Annotated in this window: 19 protein-coding genes and 1 tRNA gene; 19 read left to right on the plus strand and 1 reads right to left on the minus strand. The window is 65.7% G+C overall.

The genetic code is table 11. The features are described from left to right. Positions 1 to 134 precede the first annotated feature (134 nt). The 10 genes from G6N50_RS04625 to G6N50_RS04670 all read left to right on the plus strand — a co-directional run bounded on the left by G6N50_RS04625 (position 135) and on the right by G6N50_RS04670 (position 8148). Positions 135 to 998 (plus strand): ParA family protein, encoded by an 864-nt coding sequence (locus G6N50_RS04625; protein WP_067908171.1) that lies wholly within the window; start codon positions 135 to 137, stop codon positions 996 to 998. Continuing rightward, entirely contained in the window at positions 995 to 1810 is an 816-nt protein-coding gene (locus G6N50_RS04630) for a segregation/condensation protein A (RefSeq protein WP_083094021.1), read from the plus strand. The genes G6N50_RS04625 and G6N50_RS04630 overlap by 4 nt, the downstream gene beginning before the upstream one ends. Continuing rightward, positions 1811 to 2518 (plus strand): SMC-Scp complex subunit ScpB, encoded by a 708-nt coding sequence (gene scpB / locus G6N50_RS04635; RefSeq protein WP_083094020.1) that lies wholly within the window; start codon positions 1811 to 1813, stop codon positions 2516 to 2518. It begins immediately after the preceding gene. Next, the gene (locus tag G6N50_RS04640) at positions 2518 to 3261 is read left to right on the plus strand and encodes a pseudouridine synthase (RefSeq protein ID WP_083094019.1); all 744 of its coding nucleotides are present in this window, start codon (positions 2518 to 2520) and stop codon (positions 3259 to 3261) included. Before scpB ends, G6N50_RS04640 begins: the two co-directional genes overlap by 1 nt. Continuing rightward, the gene (gene cmk, locus G6N50_RS04645; RefSeq protein WP_083094018.1) at positions 3258 to 3941 is read left to right on the plus strand and encodes a (d)CMP kinase; all 684 of its coding nucleotides are present in this window, start codon (positions 3258 to 3260) and stop codon (positions 3939 to 3941) included. The genes G6N50_RS04640 and cmk overlap by 4 nt, the downstream gene beginning before the upstream one ends. Beyond that, on the plus strand, positions 3938 to 5338 hold the full coding sequence (gene der / locus G6N50_RS04650; RefSeq protein WP_083094017.1) for a ribosome biogenesis GTPase Der: 1401 nt from the start codon (positions 3938 to 3940) through the stop codon (positions 5336 to 5338). Before cmk ends, der begins: the two co-directional genes overlap by 4 nt. 269 nt (positions 5339 to 5607) lie before the next feature. Further along, positions 5608 to 6408: an SDR family NAD(P)-dependent oxidoreductase gene (locus G6N50_RS04655; protein WP_083094016.1), complete on the plus strand. Its 801-nt coding sequence runs from the start codon at positions 5608 to 5610 to the stop codon at positions 6406 to 6408. Between the two features lie 11 nt (positions 6409 to 6419). Continuing rightward, positions 6420 to 7250 carry a cyclase family protein gene (locus G6N50_RS04660; RefSeq protein WP_083094015.1) on the plus strand — a complete coding sequence of 277 codons (831 nt, stop codon included), beginning with the start codon at positions 6420 to 6422 and terminating at the stop codon, positions 7248 to 7250. Then, positions 7247 to 8014, plus strand: coding sequence for an IclR family transcriptional regulator (locus G6N50_RS04665; protein ID WP_264028756.1), 768 nt, complete (start codon positions 7247 to 7249; stop codon positions 8012 to 8014). The genes G6N50_RS04660 and G6N50_RS04665 overlap by 4 nt, the downstream gene beginning before the upstream one ends. A gap of 60 nt (positions 8015 to 8074) precedes the next feature. After that, a tRNA-Pro gene (locus G6N50_RS04670) sits at positions 8075 to 8148 on the plus strand. Between the two features lie 74 nt (positions 8149 to 8222). Here G6N50_RS04670 and G6N50_RS04675 read toward each other — a convergent pair. After that, positions 8223 to 9365 carry a tyrosine-type recombinase/integrase gene (locus G6N50_RS04675; protein ID WP_083094014.1) on the minus strand — a complete coding sequence of 381 codons (1143 nt, stop codon included), beginning with the start codon at positions 9363 to 9365 and terminating at the stop codon, positions 8223 to 8225. 357 nt (positions 9366 to 9722) lie between these two features. On the opposite strand from G6N50_RS04675, the gene G6N50_RS04680 reads away from it, so the two are divergent. From G6N50_RS04680 to G6N50_RS04715, 9 genes are all read left to right on the plus strand, one after another. Further along, positions 9723 to 9932 carry a helix-turn-helix domain-containing protein gene (locus tag G6N50_RS04680; RefSeq protein ID WP_197748053.1) on the plus strand — a complete coding sequence of 70 codons (210 nt, stop codon included), beginning with the start codon at positions 9723 to 9725 and terminating at the stop codon, positions 9930 to 9932. Further along, complete coding sequence (locus G6N50_RS04685; RefSeq protein WP_083094012.1) at positions 9932 to 10294, plus strand: hypothetical protein; 363 nt, start codon at positions 9932 to 9934, stop codon at positions 10292 to 10294. The genes G6N50_RS04680 and G6N50_RS04685 overlap by 1 nt, the downstream gene beginning before the upstream one ends. Further along, positions 10291 to 11379 (plus strand): AAA family ATPase, encoded by a 1089-nt coding sequence (locus G6N50_RS04690; protein WP_083094011.1) that lies wholly within the window; start codon positions 10291 to 10293, stop codon positions 11377 to 11379. The genes G6N50_RS04685 and G6N50_RS04690 overlap by 4 nt, the downstream gene beginning before the upstream one ends. 474 nt (positions 11380 to 11853) lie before the next feature. Continuing rightward, positions 11854 to 12123 (plus strand): hypothetical protein, encoded by a 270-nt coding sequence (locus tag G6N50_RS04695; RefSeq protein ID WP_083094010.1) that lies wholly within the window; start codon positions 11854 to 11856, stop codon positions 12121 to 12123. Beyond that, the gene (locus G6N50_RS29690; RefSeq protein ID WP_269473846.1) at positions 12120 to 12254 is read left to right on the plus strand and encodes a hypothetical protein; all 135 of its coding nucleotides are present in this window, start codon (positions 12120 to 12122) and stop codon (positions 12252 to 12254) included. Before G6N50_RS04695 ends, G6N50_RS29690 begins: the two co-directional genes overlap by 4 nt. A 107-nt stretch (positions 12255 to 12361) precedes the next feature. Continuing rightward, the gene (locus G6N50_RS04700; RefSeq protein WP_083094009.1) at positions 12362 to 12997 is read left to right on the plus strand and encodes a hypothetical protein; all 636 of its coding nucleotides are present in this window, start codon (positions 12362 to 12364) and stop codon (positions 12995 to 12997) included. A gap of 307 nt (positions 12998 to 13304) precedes the next feature. Beyond that, positions 13305 to 13613 carry a hypothetical protein gene (locus G6N50_RS04705; RefSeq protein WP_083094157.1) on the plus strand — a complete coding sequence of 103 codons (309 nt, stop codon included), beginning with the start codon at positions 13305 to 13307 and terminating at the stop codon, positions 13611 to 13613. A gap of 996 nt (positions 13614 to 14609) precedes the next feature. Next, entirely contained in the window at positions 14610 to 17477 is a 2868-nt protein-coding gene (locus G6N50_RS04710; RefSeq protein WP_083094156.1) for a helicase-related protein, read from the plus strand. 10 nt (positions 17478 to 17487) lie between these two features. After that, positions 17488 to 22149: a DNA methyltransferase gene (locus G6N50_RS04715; protein WP_083094007.1), complete on the plus strand. Its 4662-nt coding sequence runs from the start codon at positions 17488 to 17490 to the stop codon at positions 22147 to 22149. Positions 22150 to 22151: the final 2 nt, after the last annotated feature.

Genomic DNA, 22151 nt, shown 5'->3' on the forward strand with positions numbered 1-22151 from the left:
ATAGGCTGTCGGGATGTGCGTTCTACCACCGATTTTTGCCCATATTGGCTGGTTAATTGCCTGCGGGTCGCCGAGTTTCGCGCGACGAACCCGTTAGACTTTCCGACGATGTTCACCTCCCGACCACCCTCGCCATGACCGAGCAGCCGGACAGCGGCGTCGAGCTCGGTCTGACCGGGCGGCCGCCGCGGGCGATCCCGGAGCCACAGCCGCGCACCTCGCACGGCCCGGCCAAGGTCGTCGCCATGTGCAACCAAAAGGGTGGCGTCGGGAAGACCACCTCCACCATCAACCTCGGCGCCGCGCTGGCCGAATACGGCCGCCGGGTCCTGCTGGTGGACATGGATCCCCAGGGCGCGCTGTCTGCGGGCCTGGGTGTCCCGCACTACGAGCTGGACAAGACCATCCACAACGTCCTGGTCGAGCCGCGCGTGTCCATCGACGACGTGCTGCTGCAAACCCGGGTCAAGCACATGGACCTGGTGCCCAGCAACATCGACCTGTCGGCCGCCGAGATCCAGCTGGTCAACGAGGTGGGACGCGAACAGACGCTGGGCCGCGCGCTGCACCCGGTGCTGGACCGCTACGACTACGTGCTGATCGACTGCCAGCCGTCGCTGGGGCTGCTCACCGTCAACGGCCTGGCCTGCGCGGACGGCGTGGTGATCCCCACCGAGTGCGAGTACTTCTCACTACGCGGCCTGGCGCTGCTCACCGACACCGTCGACAAGGTGCGCGACCGGCTCAACCCGAAGCTTGAGATCAGCGGGATCCTGCTCACCCGGTACGACCCCCGCACGGTCAACTCGCGCGAGGTGATGGCCCGGGTGGTGGAGCGGTTCGGTGACCTGGTGTTCGACACCGTTATCACCCGAACGGTCCGATTCCCCGAGACGAGCGTTGCCGGCGAACCCATCACCACCTGGGCCCCGCGCTCCACCGGGGCCATCGCTTATCGCGCGCTGGCCCGTGAGTTCATCGACCGATTCGGCGCGTGAACGCGACCGAAACCGGTGAGGCGCCACAGCAGAACGGCTTCCAGGTCCGCCTGACCAATTTCGAGGGCCCGTTCGACCTGCTGCTGCAGCTGATCTTCGCCCATCGCCTCGACGTGACCGAGGTGGCGCTGCACCAGGTCACCGATGACTTCATCGCCTACACCCGCGAAATCGGTCCGCAGCTGGAGCTGGAGGAGACCACCGCGTTCCTGGTGGTTGCCGCGACCCTGCTGGACTTGAAGGCGGCCCGGCTGCTGCCCGCCGGACAGGTCGACGACGACGAAGACCTGGCGCTGCTGGAGGTGCGCGACCTCCTGTTTGCCCGGCTGCTGCAGTACCGCGCGTTCAAGCACGTCGCCGAGATGTTCGCCGAACTGGAGGCCACCGCGCTGCGCAGTTACCCGCGCTCGGTGTCGCTGGAGGACCGGTTCACCGAACTGCTGCCCGAGGTGATGATCGGCGTCGACGCCGAGCGCTTCGCCCAGATCGCCGCGATCGCGTTCAGCCCGCGGCCCGTCCCGACCGTGTCCGTCGGGCACCTGCACCAGGTCCAGGTCTCGGTTCCCGAGCAGGCCAAGAAGTTGCTGGCGATCCTTCAAGCGCGGGGCAGCGGCGCGTGGGCCACGTTCTCCGAGCTGGTCGCCGACTGTGAGGCGTCGATGGAGGTGGTCGGGCGCTTCTTGGCGCTGCTCGAACTGTATCGGTCGCGGGCGGTAGCATTCGACCAGTCAGAGCCGCTTGGCGTGCTCCAAATCTCGTGGACCGGCGAACGTCCGGCCAGTGAAGCCTTGGTAGAAGTGCGGGACGAATAAGTGACTGAAGATTTGCCGGACGTCGATCTGGAAACGGATCTGGACGTGGGCATCCCGGACATCGCCGAGGCCGCGCCCATGGATTCCGAGGAACTCGGCTCCGTGCTCGAGGCGCTGCTGCTGGTGGTCGACACCCCGGTCACCGCGGAGGCGCTGGCGTCTGCCACCCAGCAACCGGTGTACCGGATCGTCACCAAGTTGGGTGAGATGGCCGAACAACTCACCGCCCGCGACAGCGGCATCGACCTGCGGCAGAACAGCGAGGGCTGGCGGATGTACACCCGCTCCCGGTTCGCGCCCTACGTCGAGAAGCTGCTGCTGGACGGCGCGCGATCCAAGCTCACCCGGGCCGCGCTGGAGACGCTGGCCGTGGTCGCCTACCGCCAGCCCGTGACCCGCGCGCGGGTGAGCGCGGTCCGCGGGGTCAACGTCGACGCCGTGATGCGCACGCTGCTGGCGCGCGGCCTGATCACCGAGGCCGGCGCCGACGAGGACACCGGCGCGGTGATGTTCGCCACCACCGACCTGTTCTTGGAGCGGCTCGGCCTGACGTCGCTGGCCGACCTGCCGGACATCGCGCCGCTGCTCCCCGACGTCGACACGATCGAGGACCTCAGCGAATCCCTGGACAGCGAGCCACGTTTCATCAAACTTTCCGGCGGTCAATCGTCCGACCAGTCGCTGACGTTCGACGTGGACCAGGATTGATGGACGAAGCTCAGGGGATCCGGCTGCAAAAGGTGTTGTCCCAAGCCGGAATTGCGTCGCGGCGGGCCGCCGAGAAGTTGATCATCGACGGCCGCGTCGAGGTCGACGGGCAGGTGGTGACCGAACTGGGCACCCGCGTCGACCCGGACTCCGCGATGATCCGCGTCGACGGAGCCCGGGTGGTGCTCGACGACTCGCAGGTGTATCTGGCCCTGAACAAGCCGCGCGGTGTGCACTCCACCATGTCGGACGACCGCGGCCGGCCGTGCATCGGCGATCTGGTCGAGCGCAAGGTTCGCGGCAACAAGAACCTGTTTCACGTCGGGCGGTTGGACGCCGACACCGAAGGGCTGATCCTGCTGACCAACGATGGCGAGCTCGCGCACCGGCTGATGCATCCTTCCCACGAGGTGCCCAAGACATATTTGGCGACGGTGACCGGATCGGTGCCGCGGGGGCTGGGCAAGAAGCTGCGCGCCGGGATCGAATTGGACGACGGGGTGGCCAAACTCGACGAGTTCGCGGTGGTGGACGCCATCCCGGGCAAGACGCTGGTGCGGGTGACGCTGCACGAGGGGCGCAAACGGATCGTGCGACGGCTGCTGGCCGCCGCGGGATTCCCGGTGGAGTCGTTGGTGCGCACCGACATCGGGCCGGTCTCGCTGGGCAAGCAGCGGCCGGGCACCATTCGGGCGCTGGCACATCACGAGGTCGGCCAGCTGTACAAGGCGGTGGGCCTGTGACTGACGTCGTGGTGGCCATCGACGGCCCGGCGGGCACCGGAAAGTCCTCGGTGTCGAAGGGATTGGCTCAAGCGTTGGGGGCGCGCTACCTGGACACCGGCGGGATGTATCGGATGGTGACGCTTGCCGTGCTGCGCGGCGACATCGACCCGGCCGACGCCGAGGCCGTCGCGCACACGGCGGAGACGGTGCGGATGTCGATCGACTATCACCCCGACGGCGACCGTTATTTCCTCTGCGGAGAGGATGTCTCGGCGGAGATCCGCGGCGACCCGGTCACCGCCGCGGTGTCGGCGGTGTCCTCGGTTCCCGCCGTGCGTACCCAACTGGTCGGCCTGCAGCGCGAAATGGCCGAGGGCCCGGGCAGCGTGGTCGTCGAGGGCCGGGACATCGGTACCGTTGTCCTGCCCGATGCGCCCGTGAAGATCTTCCTCACCGCATCGGCCGAAACGCGGGCGCGGCGGCGCAACGACCAGAACGTGGCGGCCGGGCTGACCGACGACTACGAGGCGGTGCTGGCCGACGTCCGCCGTCGCGACCATCTGGATTCCACCCGGGCGGTGTCACCGCTGCGGGCGGCCCCGGACGCCGTGGTCGTCGACACCAGCGAAATGACCGAGGCGCAGGTGATTTCCCACCTGCGGGACCTGGTCAAGCAGCGCAGCGGAGCGGTGCGGTGAGCCAAGACGGCACGTGGAGCGACGAAAGCGACTGGGATTCCGTCGAACTCGGTGTGGACGAACTCCAGGAGGCCGGCCCGGCGCCCGTGGTGGCGGTGGTCGGCCGGCCCAACGTCGGCAAGTCGACACTGGTGAACCGGATCCTGGGCCGACGGGAGGCGGTGGTGCAGGACGTCCCCGGCGTCACCCGCGACCGGGTGTCCTACGACGCGCTGTGGACCGGCCGCCGGTTCATCGTGCAGGACACCGGGGGATGGGAACCCGACGCCAAGGGATTGCAGCAACTGGTGGCCGATCAAGCCTCGGTGGCCATGCGCACCGCCGATGCGGTGATCCTGGTGGTCGACGCTGTCGTTGGCGCCACCACGGCCGACGAGGCCGCCGCCCGGATCCTGCTGCGGTCGGGCAAGCCAGTCTTCTTGGCGGCCAACAAGGTTGACAGCGACAAGGCCGAAGCGGACGCCGCGATGCTGTGGTCGCTGGGGCTCGGCGAACCGTACGCGATCAGCGCAATGCACGGCCGCGGCGTCGCGGATCTGCTCGACGCGGTGCTGGCCGCGCTGCCCGAGGTGTCCGAGGTCGCGCCCACGCCCGGCGGCCCGCGGCGCGTCGCGCTGGTCGGCAAGCCCAACGTTGGCAAGAGCTCGCTGCTGAACAAGCTGGCCGGGGATCAGCGCTCGGTGGTGCACGATGTCGCCGGGACGACCGTGGACCCGGTGGACTCGCTGATCGAGCTGGGCGACAGGGTGTGGCGATTCGTCGACACCGCAGGTCTACGGCGCAAGGTCGGCCAGGCCAGCGGGCACGAGTTCTACGCCTCGGTGCGCACGCGCTCGGCGATCGACGCGGCCGAGGTGGTGGTCGTGCTGATCGATGGATCGGAACCGCTCACCGAGCAAGACCAGCGGGTGCTGTCGATGGTGATCGAGGCCGGCCGCGCCCTGGTGCTGGCCTTCAACAAGTGGGATCTGGTCGACGAGGACCGCCGCGAACTGCTGGAGCGCGAGATCGACCGCGAGCTGGTGCAGCTGCGGTGGGCGCCGCGGGTCAACATCTCGGCCAAGACCGGCCGCGCGTTGCAGAAGCTGGTGCCCGCGATGGAGACCGCATTGGCGTCGTGGGACGCACGGATTCCGACCGGCCCGCTGAATTCGTGGCTCAAAGAGGTGGTGGCGGCCACGCCGCCCCCGGTGCGCGGTGGCAAGCAGCCGCGCATCCTGTTCGCCACCCAGGCCACCGCCCGGCCCCCGACGTTCGTGCTGTTCACCACCGGTTTTCTGGAGGCAGGGTATCGGCGTTTCCTGGAGCGCCGGCTGCGTGAGACCTTTGGGTTTGAGGGATCGCCGATTCGGATCAACGTGCGGGTGCGTGAAAAGCGGGGCGCCAGGCGGCGCTGAGCGCCGTGGTTCTCCGGGATTCTCGGCCTCTCCGGGGGTTCTCGGCCTCTCCGGGGTTTAAGGTCCTCGCCTCGCCGGAACCAATCGGTGTTTCTCGATTCGGCTGGCGCATGCGCTAGCAAGTTTGCGAGTCACACCATGCTTCCCGAGTGACCGCCTAGCTGTTCCCGCGATATGGAATCTGAAAGCTGTATCACAGGATAATGCCTTGACATTGGGCGGCCGCCCCGCCTAACGTCTCTCGCATAACGGGTTGATATAACCGCATTGTGGAAATAGCGGAGGCAGTAGTGGACACCGCGGCGCGCTTCAGCGTGCGAGACAAGTCGATCCTGATCACCGGGGCGACCGGCTCGCTGGGCAGCGTTGCGTCCCGGGCGCTGGCCGACGCGGGAGCCCGCCTCACCCTGGCCGGCGGCAACGCGGACGGACTGGCCCGGCTGGTCGACGGGCCCGGCTTCAACGATGCCGCGGTGGTCAGCCGCCGCCCGGATACCCCCGCCGACGCCCAGGCCATGGTCGAGGCGGCCGTCGCCCGGCACGGCCGGCTCGATGGCGTCCTGGTCGCGTCGGGCATGAACCACGTCGCGTCCATCACCGAGATGGCCGTCGAGGATTTCGACCGGGTAATGGACGCCAACGCGCGCGGCGCCTGGCTGGTGTGTCAGGCGGCCGGACGGGTGCTGCTCAAGCAGCGCGGTGGGGGCAGCGTCGTGCTGGTGTCCTCGGTGCGCGGCGCGCTGGGCCATCCCGCCGGCTACAGCGCGTACTGCCCGTCGAAGGGGGCCACCGACCTGCTGGCCAAGAGCCTGGCCGCCGAATGGGGTGCGGCCGGGATCCGGGTAAATGCGCTCGCGCCAACGGTTTTCCGCTCCGAGCTGACCGAATGGATCTACACCGACGACGAGAAGGGCCGCGCCACCCGCGAGGCGATGTTCGCACGAATCCCGTTGCGGCGCTTTGCCGAACCCAACGACTTCGTCGGCGCGCTGATCTATCTGCTCAGCGACGCGTCGAACTTCTATACCGGCCAGGTGATGTACCTGGACGGCGGATACACGGCGTGTTGAAAGGAACCAACATGAGCCTTAACTGGCCACTAGGCCAAGCCGAATCGACGTTGGAGTTCTACGATCTGTCCCACCCGTGGGGTCACGGCGTGCCGGCCTGGCCGTACTTCGAGGACGTCAAGATCGAGCGACTGCACAATATGGCCAGAAGTCGCGTGCTTACCCAAAAGATCACCACCGTAATGCATTCGGGCACCCACATCGATGCGCCCGCGCACGTCGTCGAGGGCACCCCGTTCCTGCATGAAATCCCGCTTAGCGCCTTCTTCGGCACCGGCGTTGTCGTGTCGATCCCGAAGGACAAGTGGGGCGTCGTCACCGCCGAGGACCTGGAGCAGGCCAGTCCGCAGATCCGGCCCGGCGACATCGTCATCGTCAACACCGGGTGGCACCACAAGTACTCCGACAGCGCCGCGTACTACGCCTACTCGCCGGGCTTCTACAAGGAAGCCGGCGAGTGGTTCGCCGCCAAGGGTGTCAAGGCGGTCGGCACCGACACCCAGGCGCTCGATCATCCGCTGGCCACGTCGATCGGGCCGCACGGACCCGCCGAGCACACCGGTGGCCTATTGCCTTGGGCGGTAAAGGAATACGAGCAGGAGACCGGCCGCAGCGTGCTCGACGACTTCCCGGAGTGGGAACCGTGTCACCGGGCGATCCTGTCGAGGGGCATCTACGGCTTCGAGAACGTCGGCGGCGAGCTGGACAAGGTCACCGGCAAGCGGGTCACCTTCGCCGCCTTCCCGTGGCGCTGGGTCGGCGGCGACGGCTGCATCGTGCGTCTGGTGGCGATCATGGACCCTACCGGCAACTACCGAATCGAGACGGGACAGGTTGCGTGACAACCGAATCTGATGCCCGCAGCGGTGGTATTCAGGTCATCGCCCGTGCGGCGGAGATGCTCCGGCTGTTGCAGGCGCATCCCGGTGGACTCAGCCAGGCCGAGATCGGTGACGGGCTGGGCATGGCGCGCTCCACCGTCAGCCGCATCCTCAACGCGCTCGACGACGAGGGTCTGGTGGCATCGCGTGGCGTGCGCGGACGGTACCGGCTGGGGCCGGAGATCGCGCGGATGGCAGGTAGCGTGCGGGCCGGCCTGGTGATCGACATGCATCCGTTCCTGGAGGAGCTGTCCCGCGAGCTGGGGGAGACCGTCGACCTGTCGATCCTGGACGGGGATCGCGCGACCTTCGTCGACCAGGTGGTCTCACCGCACCGGCTGCGCGCGATCAGCGCCGTGGGCGAATCGTTCCCGTTGCACTGCTGCGCGAATGGGAAGGCCATGCTGGCCAAGCTGCCGCCCGCCGAGCGCGATCGGGTGTTGCCCAGCCGGCTGGTTGCGTTCACCGCGAACACGATCACGACCCCGGTCGCGCTGCGCGACGAACTGGAACAGATTCAGGCCGACGACGTCGCCTATGACCGCGAGGAGCAGACCGAAGGGATCTGCGCGGTGGGCACGGCGCTCGGCGGACCGACCGACCAGATGATGGCGGTGAGCGTGCCCGTGCCGGCGCAGCGGTTCTACGGCCGGGAGGCCGAACTCGCCGCGGCCCTGCTGAACTGGGTCGAGACGGTGGGCGCCGCGTCGGGGAAGGTCGATTAGCGGGGTGGTGGGCCGTTTACGGTAGGCTTTCGACCTGCTGCCGGTGCACGCATCGGCGCGCGGGCTGTGGCGCAGTTTGGTAGCGCACTTGACTGGGGGTCAAGTGGTCGCAGGTTCAAATCCTGTCAGCCCGACATCAGGTCAGAGGCACTTTCCGAGAGTTCTGAAGGTGCCTCTTTCTATTACGTACCGCCTTTGCATACCGCCTTCACAGTCCGAGCGCATCGCTGAGTCCCTTCACCGCGGCCCGCGCAGCGTCATCGCTGGTGTGCCCGTACAGATCGCCTGTGATGCTGATCGACGCGTGTCCGAGCAAGTCGGCCGCGGCTTTGATGTGGACGCCGGACTCCAACCAGCCGACGGCCGCCGAGTGGCGCAGCGTGTGCGCGCCGACATTCTCGATCCCAGCCTTGCTCGCTGCAATTTCGACAGTGCGCAGTAGGTTGCGCGGGTCGAGCCACCCGCCGCGCTCGGTGGCGAACACCGCGCCCGTTTCGACCCACTGGTCGCCAGCGTTCAGGCGCTCGGCGATCTGCGTCTTGCGGTGCTTCTTCAACTCGGCGATGAGCCCGGTCGTCAACGGGATGCGCCGGCGCGAACGATCAGTCTTCGGCGCCGTCCACGCCAACGCGCCAGAGACGCGCACGACGACGCCGGCCACGGTCAACTCACCCTTAGTCAGGTCGACGTCAGCCCAGCGCAGGCCGGCGACTTCGCCGCGGCGCATTCCGGTTGCCGCGAGGACCAGCACCGCTAGCCGGTACCGAAGCCCGTCCAGATGGCTCAGGAGTCGCCGCACGTCTTCGGTGGACAGATAGCGCGCTTCTTTCCGCGTGACAGCGGGACGCTTCACCTTCGCCGTCGGATTGGCCGCCAGCAGTCCGTCGCGGACAGCGATATCGAGCGCGGCCCGCAGCACCGTGTACACCTGTCGAACGGTGCTGTCGGATAACTCTCTGCCGCGCAGACGCATTACGAGCGATTCGATGTGGGTCGGCCGAATCTGGTCGAGCCTCAGCGCGGCAAGTTTGGCGTCGCCTTCCAAGTGCTTGCGACACAGATTCGCATAAAGCTCCTGAGTGGTTCCTTTGCGCGACGACGCCGGCAGCGCCGTCGTGCGCCAGGACTCCAACCACGACCCGACCGTCTGCTTGTCGTCGCGCGGGGGAGCGCCCTCAGCGATCCGCTTGCGCGCGTCGTTTAGCTTGCCGCGCGCCTCAGCGCGGGTCTTCCCGTACACGCTGAGCCGTTTCCGCTCCCCGTCGGCCGCGGTGTAGCGAGTCGACGCTTCCCAGAGTCCGTTGGGTCGCTGCCGGTACGAACCCTCGCCATCAGCACGCCGCGTAGCCATAAACCGTCCTTCCAAGGTCAAGTGGTCGCACACCGCAGGATAGCGATGGACACGCGCAGCCACGCCATGCACCGACAAATTGGGACGGGCGGGTACAGTGACCGCTACCGAACTCCGAACGCTAATCAAGGCTTACAGGCGACACGCTGCTAGACAGGCAGATTCGACCGGCGCAGTACCCACCGGGAACCCCGGACCGGCGAGATCGTAGAAGCTGAGACGAACGGCGCACCCCCCGAACCGGGGTCCACCCGCTGAGTCCCGAACCGGGACTTGCTGAACCGGCAGCCGAGCACGGACAAGATCCAGATGGTCTTGTCTGTTGCTCGGCGTTCCCGTTTCAGAAGGGAAGTCCCTGTGCTGAAGAAAGCGACCCCAACCCTCGTTCAGCGCAAGTTGTGCACCATCGGTGACGTCTGCGGACAACTCAGCGTCGGCCGCAGCACCGTGTACGGATTGATTGACGGCGGCACGCTGCGACGCGTGAAAGTCGGTGCGCGAGCGCTCATCCCGCAAGCTGACGTCGATGCGTTCGTTGCTAGCCTGCTCGACGGCGCCCCGGCCTGATGATCTACGAAAGAAAAAGCCGCCTGTCGGAGACCAAGGCGGCTTCATCAGAATCCACAGCGGCGGACTGCTCAGAGGATAGCGGCGGAGGAGTCGCCACCTGGCACCGGCGCCACGCCGCGGCGAGCCGCCTCAACCCGCTCGATTGTGGCTGCCGCGATCCCTGGCCGTGCCGGTGCACCGTACCGCCGCTGTCGGACAAGCGGATCGACGCCGGCCGAGATGCCGCGCTGCACGTCCTCGCCACCGGCAACGTTCCACTGCTTGAATATGAGGTGCTGCAAGCACTTTGGCGACGCGGCGGCAAGGATCGTGAGCTCGCCGAATTGCTGTACACACTGACAGACGGAGCCCTCGCGTGACCGCTCGCGTCGATCCCGGCCTCGTCTCGGCACGGCAGATGGCCGCGGTCGCCAACTTCGAAAGGTCCGACCACCCCGGCCCACCTGGGGACGGCGCCTCGGCTGGAGGGGCAGGCCCGGCCCCGACGCCAGCCCACAAGCGGTACCCGGTCGTCGACTGGCAACGAGCATTCGACGGCGCGCGCGAGGAAGTCGACTGGCTGGTCCCCGACTTCATCGCTCGCGGGCAGTCTTACGCGCTCGTGTCGACGGCGAAGGCCGGCAAGAGCTTGCTCATGCTCGACGTCGCCGCCGCAATCGCCACAGGACGTCCTGCGCTGGGCTGCCGACCATCGCCACCGGTCAGGGTGCTCTACGTCGACCACGAGAACAGCAATTTCGACCTCATCGAACGGCTACGCGACATGGGTTACACGGCTGACGAACTGGGCAACCTGCGCTTCCTGTCGTTTCCGTCGATGCCACCGCTTGATGGGCCCGCCGGTGGTCTGGACCTTGTCGACGTTGCCAACTATCACGATGCTGCCTTGATAGTCATCGACACGGTGGCCCGCGTGGTGGCCGGCGAGGAGAACAGCGCCGACACCTATCGGGCGCTATATCGGCACACGCTGGCGCCACTCAAAGGCGCCGGCCGCGCCGTCGTGCGGCTCGACCACCGCGGGCACGGCGTGAAGACCACCGCACGGGGGTCGAGCGCCAAGGCAGACGACGTGGACGCTGTGTGGACTCTTGACACCGCACCCGGTGGTGAGGACGGCGAGATGTTCGTCAACCTTGGCCTCGAACGGCAGCGGGGCAATGCGCATCCCGACCGAGTGCTGCTACTGCGCCAGTACGACCCGCATCTACGGCACATCGTCCGGCCGAAGTCGATGCCCGACGCCGAGCGCAGGCGAATCGGGGAGTGCATCGACGCCATGATCCAGCTTCTGCTGCCTGTCGACACCGGAGCGCGCCGCGCGCGCGACGCGCTGCGGCTAAGCGGGTTCAAGGTGCGCAACGACGTAGTGGCTGCCGCCGTGAAGGCGCGGAAAGCAGCAGCGACGCTGGCCGACGGTTCGGTCCAAGAGGAACTGACGTGATCGCTGCGCATGTGCCCCCGAGCTTCGAAAGCAGCACTCCGTCCCAGCACCAAAACCGCAGGTCGATGTGTCCCCGATTCCGCGGGGACACATCGCTCGAACGTGTCCCCGAACCGCGCATCGGCCGTTCGACATTTCCGCTGGTCAGATGTGTCCCCATCGCGCCGGGGACACACCGGGACACGGCGCGCCCCAACGTGTCCCAGCGGGCGTGTCCCGTAAGGGACACCCGCGGACCCAGGGCGCCGGGCGCCGTGGCCCGTCCGGGCGGTGTCAAGTGAACCGAGCTGAGCGTCGGCGTGCGCGCGTGCGAATCCGTCGCCACGAACCGGGCATCGACGTCAGGGCAGCCCTCGAATGCCCGGACTGCAACAGTGTCTCGGCCGTCGTCGAGGTCGCACCCGGACACTTCCGCGGCGCCGTGCAGCACGACGACAGCTGCCCTTGGTACGCCGCATTGAAACGAGACCTCCGATGAGCCCGCCAACCGCGCGACCGGGCCACGCCGTGCTGGTCTGCCACCGCCGCAACTATGCCGGGCCCATCGCGGTCGAGTGCACCTACTGGGACACCACCGGGCAAGCACGGCAGGCCGAAGCCGAACTCACTCCATGCGGCCCGCTGTGCATAGGCGTGCACAGCGTTGTGCGCGTCGACCTCCAGCCGGCTTTCACGCGCGGTCGGTGGTCGCGGACCAGGACTACGGGCACCGACGATGACGCCGATCGGGTCGAGCACACATGACCGCTGAAGTCGGCGAGTGGCGGGCGGCTGTCCGTGACCTCGACGAAGCCGAGCGCGCCGCGAATTGTGGACACAACACCCGCGGTCGGCGCGGCGTCTGTCTCGACTGCGGAGACAAGCCCGACCGGTGAGCCATACGCCTCGATTAATCGGTCGACCTGAATGTTGCTGCCGGAGTCCACCCTTCACGTGCACCTGAACATCAATCAGCTTCCATCCCAACTGAAAGGAACCACCCATGACCCCAACGAACCCCTTCGCTTCCCTCGAACCGCCCTCGGAACCATGGTTTGCGGAGTCAAAGGAGGCCGCCGAAGCCGCCGATGACGCCAAACACCGCCGAACCCACGTGCAGTCTCGACTGTTGTTCGAAGCGGAGTGCGACCCGCGCCTTGAGGCCTTGGCCACACATCAATTGACAGAGCCGGTTGCCCTCGCTTGGCTGAAGGAACGTTTCGTCCTCGGCTCTGAGGTCGACTCGGCGACACATAGCCGCGGCGTCTCTGACGTCGCCTCTGACGATTGGCACAACCTCGCCTGGCTGCGAGAAGAATTCGCCTCTGAAACCCAGGGCGGCATCGGCGTCGCACCATCAGCGGTGGGCATAGTGTTTGCCCTCGCTGTGCGGCGCCGCGGCCTTCTGCAGCAATTCGAACACGAGCGTTACTTACAAGAGGTAGAGGAAGAATACGCGTGGCGGAGACGACTCGAAGCGTGGCTAAGTGAACATAACGACTGGCTCAGGGAACACGGCTTCCCGACCTTGGTCGAGGGAACGTGGTGCGTCGTCGCTGAAGAGGGGCCGTCGGCGACTCTCCCCACAGCGCTTGATGACAACACCTTCCCCACGACCAACGTCGAGACTCCGCGATGAGCGAGGCATTCCGCGCCGATGATGTCGACCCGGATGGCAGGGCTACGCGATGTGTCGACCGAGCGAACCATCGGGCTTCACAACACTGTCTGCTGTACATCAGGCGTCCCGGGGCATGCTGCCGTCATCGAACCAAAACCCTGCAACCCGCACCGCACGGTTGCGACAGGCCACAAGTCGACCAGGGGGAGGCTCCCCCGGGGTGGGTCACGCCGCCCCCCATGGCATATGCACCGCCCCCTCCGCCAGGATTTTTTCAAATGAGCAGAAGGGACTTTCGAACGTGACTGAGCGCAGGCTGCGCGCTGTGAAGGCGGGTGAGAAGGCGCCCGCGAAGCGGGCTCCGCGGAAGGCGGCGCCGAAGTCGGTTGTTGCCGCTGCGGCGAGCGGCGATCGCCGCCAGCTGCTTGTAGCGTTGGGAAATCGGATTGCGCAGGCGATCGACGACCCGAAGACAGCGGGTCCGGCATTGGCGGCGTTGATCCGGCAGCAGATGAGTATTGCGGCCAGGATTCAGGCGATCGACTTAGCCGCTGATGCAGGCTCGTCGACATCAGGGCCGAAGTCGGCGATCGCCACTACACCCGACGAGCCTTGGGACGAGTCGCAAATCTGAAACGCTACAGAAGGGACCCCCCGGCCTTCGCCGTTTGGAGGACCGCCCGATTTCGATCTTTGAGCTTACTCGGGACCATCGTCCCCACGCGCGCTCCTCCCGCGACGGGTGAGATGGCGGGGTACACCGTCTCCCGGATAATCAGGCGGTACATTCGCAGCGCCGGCCAGAACGTGCCAATCCACGGGTCGTCGTACCAGCGGATGATCATCGGACATTGCGCAATGTGGCTGCACGCGTCCGCTACGCATTTCGGCATTCCACCACTGCCGTGTCTCTCTGCTGCCTTCTACTGGGCACGCCCCCTGGAATAGTGCCGTTAGTACCGCAACTGGCTCGTCACCCACCAAATCGACGCCGCTTGACCCGTGACAGAAATAGGAGCATCACCTCTGTGGGAAGGTGCTGATGCGAGAGCGCGGCGGGGCAAATTCGGGCGCCAGCGAACCAGCACGGCTAGCGTGGGGTCGCGTGGGGGACGCACGGCAAGAAGAGGCCGACCATCTGTCACCAGGTCAGCGCTCAACGATCCGTCGGGCAGTTCAGGATGCCGTTGACGAGCATGGCGTTGAGTGGGCGATGCGCAACACCTGTGCTGAGCTGGCAGCGAAGTACGGGATCTCTTACGACACCATTGACCACCTGCTTCACAACGAACTGCCGGAGGTGCTACCCGAGGAGCTACTGACTTCCGGGCAAAGGAATCGGATCCGAAGAGAGTTCGATTTGGCGGTGTCCACCGCGGACGTCAACCAGAGACGCCGCGTAGTTGCCCAGATGGTCACGAAATCCGCGGAGTTCTTCGGTGTATCCGAGGACACCATCCGAGCTGTTGTCGGAGCGGACGGCGATACTGTTCCCCCAATCGATTCGAGGAAGGCCGATCGCGCACCGAAACCGCAAGGCGCAGTCCCGCCCAACTCTCCCAAACAGCTGACACAACAAACACGCACACCAAGTCCCGGAAATGATGTGACGCTCGCGAAGCACCCCGTCATGAGGCCGGCCCCCGACATTGAGGGCTTCAACGCCGCTCCGGGCTCCGTCGTACTGGTGCGCGACGCGGAATGGCTCGTCACCAAGGTGGAGCAAGCCACCGACGGCTTCTTCGTACACGTCATCGGGCTTTCAGAGTTGGTGCGTGACACCGAGGCCACCTTCTCCACCGGCATCGAAAAGGTCGTCACCGTGGACCCGGCGAACGTCGGGTTGGTCGCAGACAGGTCGTCGAACTTCCGCCGGTCGCGGCTGTGGCTAGAGGCCACACTGCGCAAGACGCCTATCGCGGCCTCCGATCCGGACCTCTCCGTCGCGCGCAGCGGTTTGAGCGATCCGCTGGACTACCAGTTCAAAGCGGTACGCAAGGCGCTCGACCCGGACAAGCTGCGCCCGCGGATCCTGCTGGCCGACGCGGTCGGGCTTGGCAAGACCATTGAGATCGGCATGATCCTGGCCGAACTGGTACGCCGCGGCCGTGGCGAGCAGATCCTGATCGTCACGCCCAAACATGTGCTCGAGCAGATGCAAATGGAGTTGTGGACCAGGTTCGCGCTGCCGTTCGTGCGGCTGGACTCGACCGGCATCCAGCGGATCCGGCAGGTCTTGCCCGGCAACCGCAATCCGTTCACCTACTACAAGCGGGTGATCATCTCGATCGACACCCTCAAGAGCGATCGTTACGTCGCCCACCTACAGAAGCAGTGGTGGGATGCGGTCGTCGTCGACGAGTCCCACAACGTCACCAACACCGCGTCGCAGAACAACCGGCTGGCCCGGTTGTTGGCCGAACGCACCGACGCGCTGTTACTGGCATCGGCAACCCCACACAACGGAAAGGCCGAGTCGTTCGCGGAGCTGGTGCGCATGCTCGACCCCAGCGCGGTGAACCCGGCAGGCGAACTGGACCTCGACCAGGTCGCCAAACTGGTGATCCGCCGACACCGCCATCACCCCGACGTGGCCGCCGAGGTGGGCTCGGACTGGGCCGAACGGCAGCCACCTCGCAACGTCACCGTGCCGGCATCTGCCGCTGAAGACGCCATTGCCCGCGAACTCGAAGACGTCTGGCTGTGGCCGACCTCGGGTGGGTCGCCCTACTCGGGCAGCACCGGCGCGCTGTTCCCATGGGTACTGGCCAAGGCGTTCCTGTCTTCGCCGGCCGCGCTGGCCGAGTCGATCCGCGAAAGAACGCGCCGCCTGGACGACCACGAGCCCAAGGCGGCACGGGAACGCAAAGCTCTGCAACGACTCTCCGAACTGAACGACAAAGCACTCAGGTCCAAGTCAGCCAAGTACGACGCGCTACTGAAGTACCTCGGCGAGATCGGCGTGGCACGGACCAGCGATCGCCGAGTGGTGGTGTTCGCCGAGCGGGTGGCCACCCTGCACTGGCTGGCGAAAGCCCTGGTGCGGGACCTCCAGCTCGCCGCCGATCAGGTGGCCGTCCTGCACGGGGGGCTCAGCGATAAGGATCAGCAGGACATCGTGGAGTCGTTCAAACTTGAGTCCTCCCCGATCCGGGTACTGGTCACCGGCGACGTCGCTTCCGAGGGCGTGAACCTGCACACCCACTGCCACCACCTCGTGCATTACGACATCCCATGGAGCCTGATCCGCATCGAGCAGCGTAACGGCCGCATCGACCGGTACGGGCAGCGGCACCGCCCGGTGATCACCGCGCTGCTGCTCACCCCGTCCACCGATCGGTTCAGCGGAGACATCCGGGTGCTGACGCGCCTGGTGGAACGCGAACACGAGGCCCACACCGCCCTGGGTGACGCGGCGTCGCTGATCGGCACCTACGACGTCAAGGCAGAGGAAGAGGCGGTTCGCCGGGTGCTCGAGGGCAGCGCGGACCTCGACGCGGTGGTGCGCAGCGTCGACGAGGTTCGCACGGCCGGCGGGATGGACGCCTTCTTCGCTGGGCTGTCCACCGGGGTCATCGGCCAGCCGGCCACCGAACCCGTCGCTGCGCCCGCTCCAGACGGCAACGGTGTCTACGACACCGATTTCGCGTTCCTCGCCGATGCAGTCGAGGAGTTCGTCACGACCCCGCATCAGGCCCCGCCTAACGGCATCAAATGGCAAGTCCACCAACTACATTCGATCGCCTCGCTGGTGCCGCCACCCGACCTGCGGCAGCGACTGCAGGTATTGCCCCAGTCCTATCTACGGGATCGCAAAGTCGTCGAATCCTTCAAGCTCGCCTTGACCCCTGCACGTGGCCGCGACGAACTGGTGCAGGCCCGCTCGGGTACCTCGCAGTCCAGCTGGCCGGAGGCGCACTTCCTTGCCCCGTTGCATCCGGTGATTGAGTGGGCCGCCGACCGGGCGCTGGCCGAACTGAGCCGCGACGAGATCTTCGCGGTGCGCGGCGAGGTGGCCTCGCCGACGGTGCTGGTGCTGGTCACACAGTCCAACCTGCGCGGACAGGTGGTGGCCGCGTCTTACTACACCGTCGAGTTCCCCTACCCAGACCAACCCGCAGTCGGGTTCGCCACCCCGCATGCGAGCGCGCACGCCGCCATCGACACGCTGAGCTTGAGCGCGATCAACGCCGGAGACTTCTCCGACGCCGCAGGGTTGCAACCTCTGGTGACCACCGCCGTCACGGTTGCCGACGCCGCGGCCGAGCAGCACGCCGAGGCCATCCGCGCCGACACCGCTCAGCGGATTCAGGACTGGCTGGACCGCACCCAGCAGTGGAAACAGCAGGCGCAGAGCATGACCCAGCACAGCGGACTGCGTCAGCGCACGCGGCGCATCGACGACGAGCAGGCGCTGGCACAGGACATGAACCCCGACCGTCGGCTGGTACGCCCACTAATCGTGGTCGTGCCCACCCACTTCACCGGCGGAAACTGAGAGAACCACGATGGCGACTTCCGACGCACTGATCCTCGGCGAGGATTTCCTCAGCGAGCACTACTTCACCACCGACGCACGCTCCCAGTCGTTCCAAGCCAAGGTGATTGAACGCCGTAAGGGCTGGGACGCCGAACGTGAGCAGGGCCATCCCACTCCGCGGTCGCGCTACACCGAGGCCCGGGGCGACCTCGGCCGCGCGTTCATCGGCTTGGCTGAGAACGCCGAAGTTGATGTCCTCGATCCGCTGTACGGCCGACTGCGCAAGATTCTGGGATTCGACAACGCGGTCCGCTGGGAGACCCACCGTATCGGCGGCCGCGACGACGAACCCGGCCCCGCGATCGCGGTGCGCACCCGCGGACTCGCCGGCCCCGCGCCACTGGTCATCATCGAAGCCCGAGGCGCCTTGGCGCTCGAAGATCTGCTGGCCAAGGACGAAAAGACGCTGCTGCGCACGTTCCACACCGACGACGAGGAGATCGTCTCGGCCGCGCGACTGCTCTCCCATCTCTTCGTCGCCGACGACGGACCGCAGTTCGCGCTGGTACTGGCCGGCGAACTGGCGCTGATCACCGAACGGGAACGGTGGCTCGAAGGCCGCTATCTGGCGGTCAACCTGCAGTTGATCGGCGAACGCAACGACGACAAACGCGGCGGTGAGATCGACCACGCGCTGAGCTGCCTGGCCGCTGACTCGCTGGCCCCCGACGCCGAAGGCAACCTGTGGTGGTCGACGGTGATCGACGAGTCGATCAAACACACCGTGGGCGTCTCGGAGGACCTGCGCGAGGGTGTGCGGCTGTCCATCGAGATCATCGCCAACGAGGTGGTGACCCGCCGCGCGGAACAGAACCTGGCAGCGCTGCCGCCCGAGCAAGCCCAGCCACTGGCGCGCCAGTCGCTGCGGTTCCTGTACCGAATCCTGTTCCTCCTCTATGCCGAAGCCGCCCCCGAGCTCGGCGTGCTGCCCGTCGGCGACCCCGCCTACGAACGCGGGTACAGCCTCGACCGGTTACGCGAACTGACCCTCACCGAGCTGGTGACCCCGCGCGGGCGCAGCGGCACCCACCTCTACGAGTCGCTGCATGTGCTGTTCGGGTTGGTGGACCGCGGCCACGACGGCAGCGGTGACGATCCGGCCGCCGCCGAAGGCCTGACATTCCGTTCCTTGCGCGCCGACCTCTTCAAACCGGAGGCGACCGCGCTCATCGACGAGACCAAGCTCGGAAACGCCGCTCTGCAGCAGGTGTTCCGCCACCTGCTGCTAAGCAAGGAGGTCAGAAGCCGCGACCGCGGCTTCATCTCCTACGCGCAGTTGGGCATCAACCAGCTCGGCGCGGTGTACGAGGGCTTGATGAGCTACACCGGCTTCTTCGCCACCGAAGACCTCTACGAGGTCGCCAAGAACGGTGACGCGTCCAAGGGATCCTGGGTGGTGCCGGCCACCCGCATCGAAGGGATCTCCGAGACCGACTTCGTGCGCACCCTCGACGAGGACACCAAAGAGAACAAACCCGTCGTACACCGACGCGGCACCTTCGTCTACCGGCTGGCCGGCCGGGAACGCCAGCAGTCGGCGTCGTACTACTCGCCGGAGGTACTGACCCGCTTCGTCGTCGGCCAGGCTCTGGCCGAGCTGCTTGACCAGGACGGCCAGCGCACCTCGGCCCGTGACATCCTCGAGTTGACGGTGTGCGAACCCGCTTTGGGTTCAGGAGCGTTCGCCGTCGAAGCGGTGCGCCAACTCGCCGAAGAGTATCTGTCACGGCGCCAGGACGAACTCGGTGAGCGCATCGACCCCGACCGCTATCCCACCGAGCTGCAGCGGGTCAAGGCCTATATCGCGCTGCATCAGGTCTACGGGGTGGATCTCAATGCCACAGCGGTCGAGTTTGCGGAGATCTCGCTGTGGCTTGCGACCATGGGCGAGGGCCTTTCAGCGCCGTGGTTCGGCCTGCACCTGCGCCGCGGTAACTCGCTGGTCGGAGCGCGACGCGCCGTGATCACGGCTGCCTCGCTACGTGAAAAGGGTTGGCTGCAAGCCACTCCTGTCGACAAGCCGCTCTCTACGCTCGGCGACGACCTCGCTGGCGGTGTGCACCACTTTCTGCTGCCTACCGACGGCTGGGGCAGCACCGCCGACGCGAAGGAAGCCAAGGAACTCGCACCGGAAGCGCTAGAACGGGTCCAGGATTGGCGGAAAGCGCTGCGGCCGAAGCTCAACAAGACACAGATCGGCACACTTGCTGCGCTGGCGCGGCGCACCGACCGGGTTTGGCAACTGGCGCTGCGGCGCCTTCACATCGCCGAGTCTCAGATCCGACGACCCATTGACGTCTGGGGCGCCGACGACCTACCTGTCGGAGGTAAGGTCTCTCGCGAGCAGATCGAGGAGTCGCTCGCCGACGGGCGCGGCGCCTACCGTCGGCTCCGCCGCGTGATGGACGCCTGGTGCGCGTTGTGGTTCTGGCCGTTGACTGATGAGATCGCGACTGTGGATGGGCAACTCGCCAGACCGCCCAGCGTCGAGCAGTGGATTGATGCGTTGCAGCAGCTGCTCGGTATCGAACTCAAGGTGCGCGCCCGCGACGCCGACCAACACAGCCTCACAGACATCGACGACTGGCACGACCTCGACGTCGCAGAAGCCAATGACCTCGCATTCGCGCAAGCAAAGGATCCCGCAGAGGTGCTTGCAGCGCACCCGTGGCTGGTGGTGTGTGAGCGACTCTCTGACCGGTATGGGTTCTTTCACTGGGAGCTCGACCTTGCACCGGTATTCGCCCTAGGCGGATTCGACCTACAGGTTGGTAACCCACCGTGGGTGCGACCGGATTTTGACGAGAGCGCGGCTCTCGCAGAGTTCGATGTTGCGTGGGCGCTGGAGACCAAAATCGCAACCAGTCGTTATAAGCCACTAAAAGCACAAACTTTAGCGAGGCCGGCGGCGCGGCCCTTCTATGTCGACGAACTCGCTTTGGCAGTTGGCATGAGGGCCTTTGCCTCAGATGCTGGTAATTACCCAAGTCTTGTGGGCTTACGTCCCGATTTGTACCGGTGCTTCATGGAATGCACGTGGCGAAACATGTCTTCGCTTGGCATTGTATCCCTGATCCATCCTGAGACACACTTCACCGACGAGAAGGCTGGTCACTTACGAAAGACTACGTACCGGCGTCTGCGCAGACACTGGCAGTTCATTAATGAACTGCAGCTGTTCGAAATATCTAACCACGTTTCGTATGGCGTTCATGTTTATGGGATTCCGCGATTGCCTGCTTTTCTGCAGGCAGCATCACTTTACCATCCTGACACGGTCGTACGGTCATTCGACCACGATGGCTCCGGCCCTGCGCCAGGTCTCAAAGACTCTGACGGCCAATGGGATTTCCGTCCGCACGCTAATCGGCTCACGTCCGTCAATTCACAGGTTCTCTCCGTGTGGAAGGACATACTCGAACCACCGGATGTGCCGATTGAACACACTCGCATGGTGTACTCAGTCAACCAGTCGGTGGCCCATGTATTGAATAAGCTCTGCAATGCCGAACGGTTGAAAATCCTAGACTTGCGGTACTCAATGGGCTGGAATGAAACCGAAGATTTCGCACGAGGCCTATTTACGAAGCAATGGGGTGTACCCGATTCATGGCATGAGGTCATATTGCAAGGGCCGCACATGCATGTCGCTACGCCGTTGTATAAGACACCGAACTCGACGATGCAAAGCAATCGCGATTGGTCTACGACGGACTTCGAAGGGCTCAATCCGCACGCCTTACCTGCGACGACATATCGGCCGGCTGCTGACAGCGCCCGATATGACGCCGCCTACACTAAGTGGGAACTTGACGGCGATCTCGTCTCGGCACGGAACTTCTATCGGGTCTCGTGGCGCAGTATGGCAGCGAATACCGGTGAAAGAACACTGATTTCGGCACTCATTCCACCTGGTCCGGCCCACGTCAAGCAATCGGTCTACTCGGCTGCAGCGGAAGATTCTGCAGCTACGGTGCTCGTATCCGGGGTGTTAGCATCTCTGGTTGCCGACCTTCTGGTGCGCGTTGCACCCAAGTCGAGCGTGCCACTGTTCACCATTAATCGCCTGCCCTATGTCGAGCATTCCCTCGTGCAGCAATGGCTCAGGCTTCGGGCGCTTCGCCTTAACTGTGTCACTAATGCCTTTGCTGACCTATGGGTCGAATGTTTCGACACGGCGATGCAATCCGACTTCTGGGCCGGCGGTTTCGAGCACGCCCGCCGCCGCCCGCTCGGTGACGTGGGGCCCGAGTGGACACGTGACACTCCGCTACGCATCGCCGCCGATCGTCGCCAAGCCCTCGTAGAGATCGACGCATTGGTCGCCCTTGGGCTTGGTCTGACCGCCGATGAGTTGTGCACGGTCTACCGCACTCAGTTCCCTGTGCTCTACGGCTATGACCGGAACACCTACCTGTACGACGCCAACGGCCGCCTTGCGCCGCAGGAGGTCCTCAAACTGTGGCGCACCGAAGGCGACAGTCTGAGTGTCGACGAACGCACCGCCACCAACCAGGCCGGCAACACCTACACCTACGAGCCACCGTTCCAGTTCCTCGACCGCGAGGCCGACATGCGCGCCGCCTACGCCGAATTCGAACAACGGCTCGGGAAAACAGGTTCGAGCTGACT

It is taken from the genome of Mycobacterium mantenii (genome assembly GCF_010731775.1).
Lineage (GTDB): Bacteria > Actinomycetota > Actinomycetes > Mycobacteriales > Mycobacteriaceae > Mycobacterium > Mycobacterium mantenii.

Bases quoted from the DNA above. Each gene is read 5' to 3' on its own strand.
- G6N50_RS04625 (WP_067908171.1), top strand. From the start codon at position 135: ATGACCGAGCAGCCGGACAGCGGCGTCGAGCTCGGTCTGACCGGGCGG.
- G6N50_RS04640 (WP_083094019.1), top strand. From the start codon at position 2,518: ATGGACGAAGCTCAGGGGATCCGGCTGCAAAAGGTGTTGTCCCAAGCC.
- G6N50_RS04660 (WP_083094015.1), top strand. From the start codon at position 6,420: ATGAGCCTTAACTGGCCACTAGGCCAAGCCGAATCGACGTTGGAGTTC.
- G6N50_RS04675 (WP_083094014.1), bottom strand. From the start codon at position 9,365: ATGGCTACGCGGCGTGCTGATGGCGAGGGTTCGTACCGGCAGCGACCC.
- G6N50_RS04685 (WP_083094012.1), top strand. From the start codon at position 9,932: ATGATCTACGAAAGAAAAAGCCGCCTGTCGGAGACCAAGGCGGCTTCA.
- G6N50_RS04695 (WP_083094010.1), top strand. From the start codon at position 11,854: ATGAGCCCGCCAACCGCGCGACCGGGCCACGCCGTGCTGGTCTGCCAC.
- G6N50_RS29690 (WP_269473846.1), top strand. From the start codon at position 12,120: ATGACCGCTGAAGTCGGCGAGTGGCGGGCGGCTGTCCGTGACCTCGAC.
- G6N50_RS04700 (WP_083094009.1), top strand. From the start codon at position 12,362: ATGACCCCAACGAACCCCTTCGCTTCCCTCGAACCGCCCTCGGAACCA.
- G6N50_RS04710 (WP_083094156.1), top strand. From the start codon at position 14,610: ATGAGGCCGGCCCCCGACATTGAGGGCTTCAACGCCGCTCCGGGCTCC.
- G6N50_RS04715 (WP_083094007.1), top strand. From the start codon at position 17,488: ATGGCGACTTCCGACGCACTGATCCTCGGCGAGGATTTCCTCAGCGAG.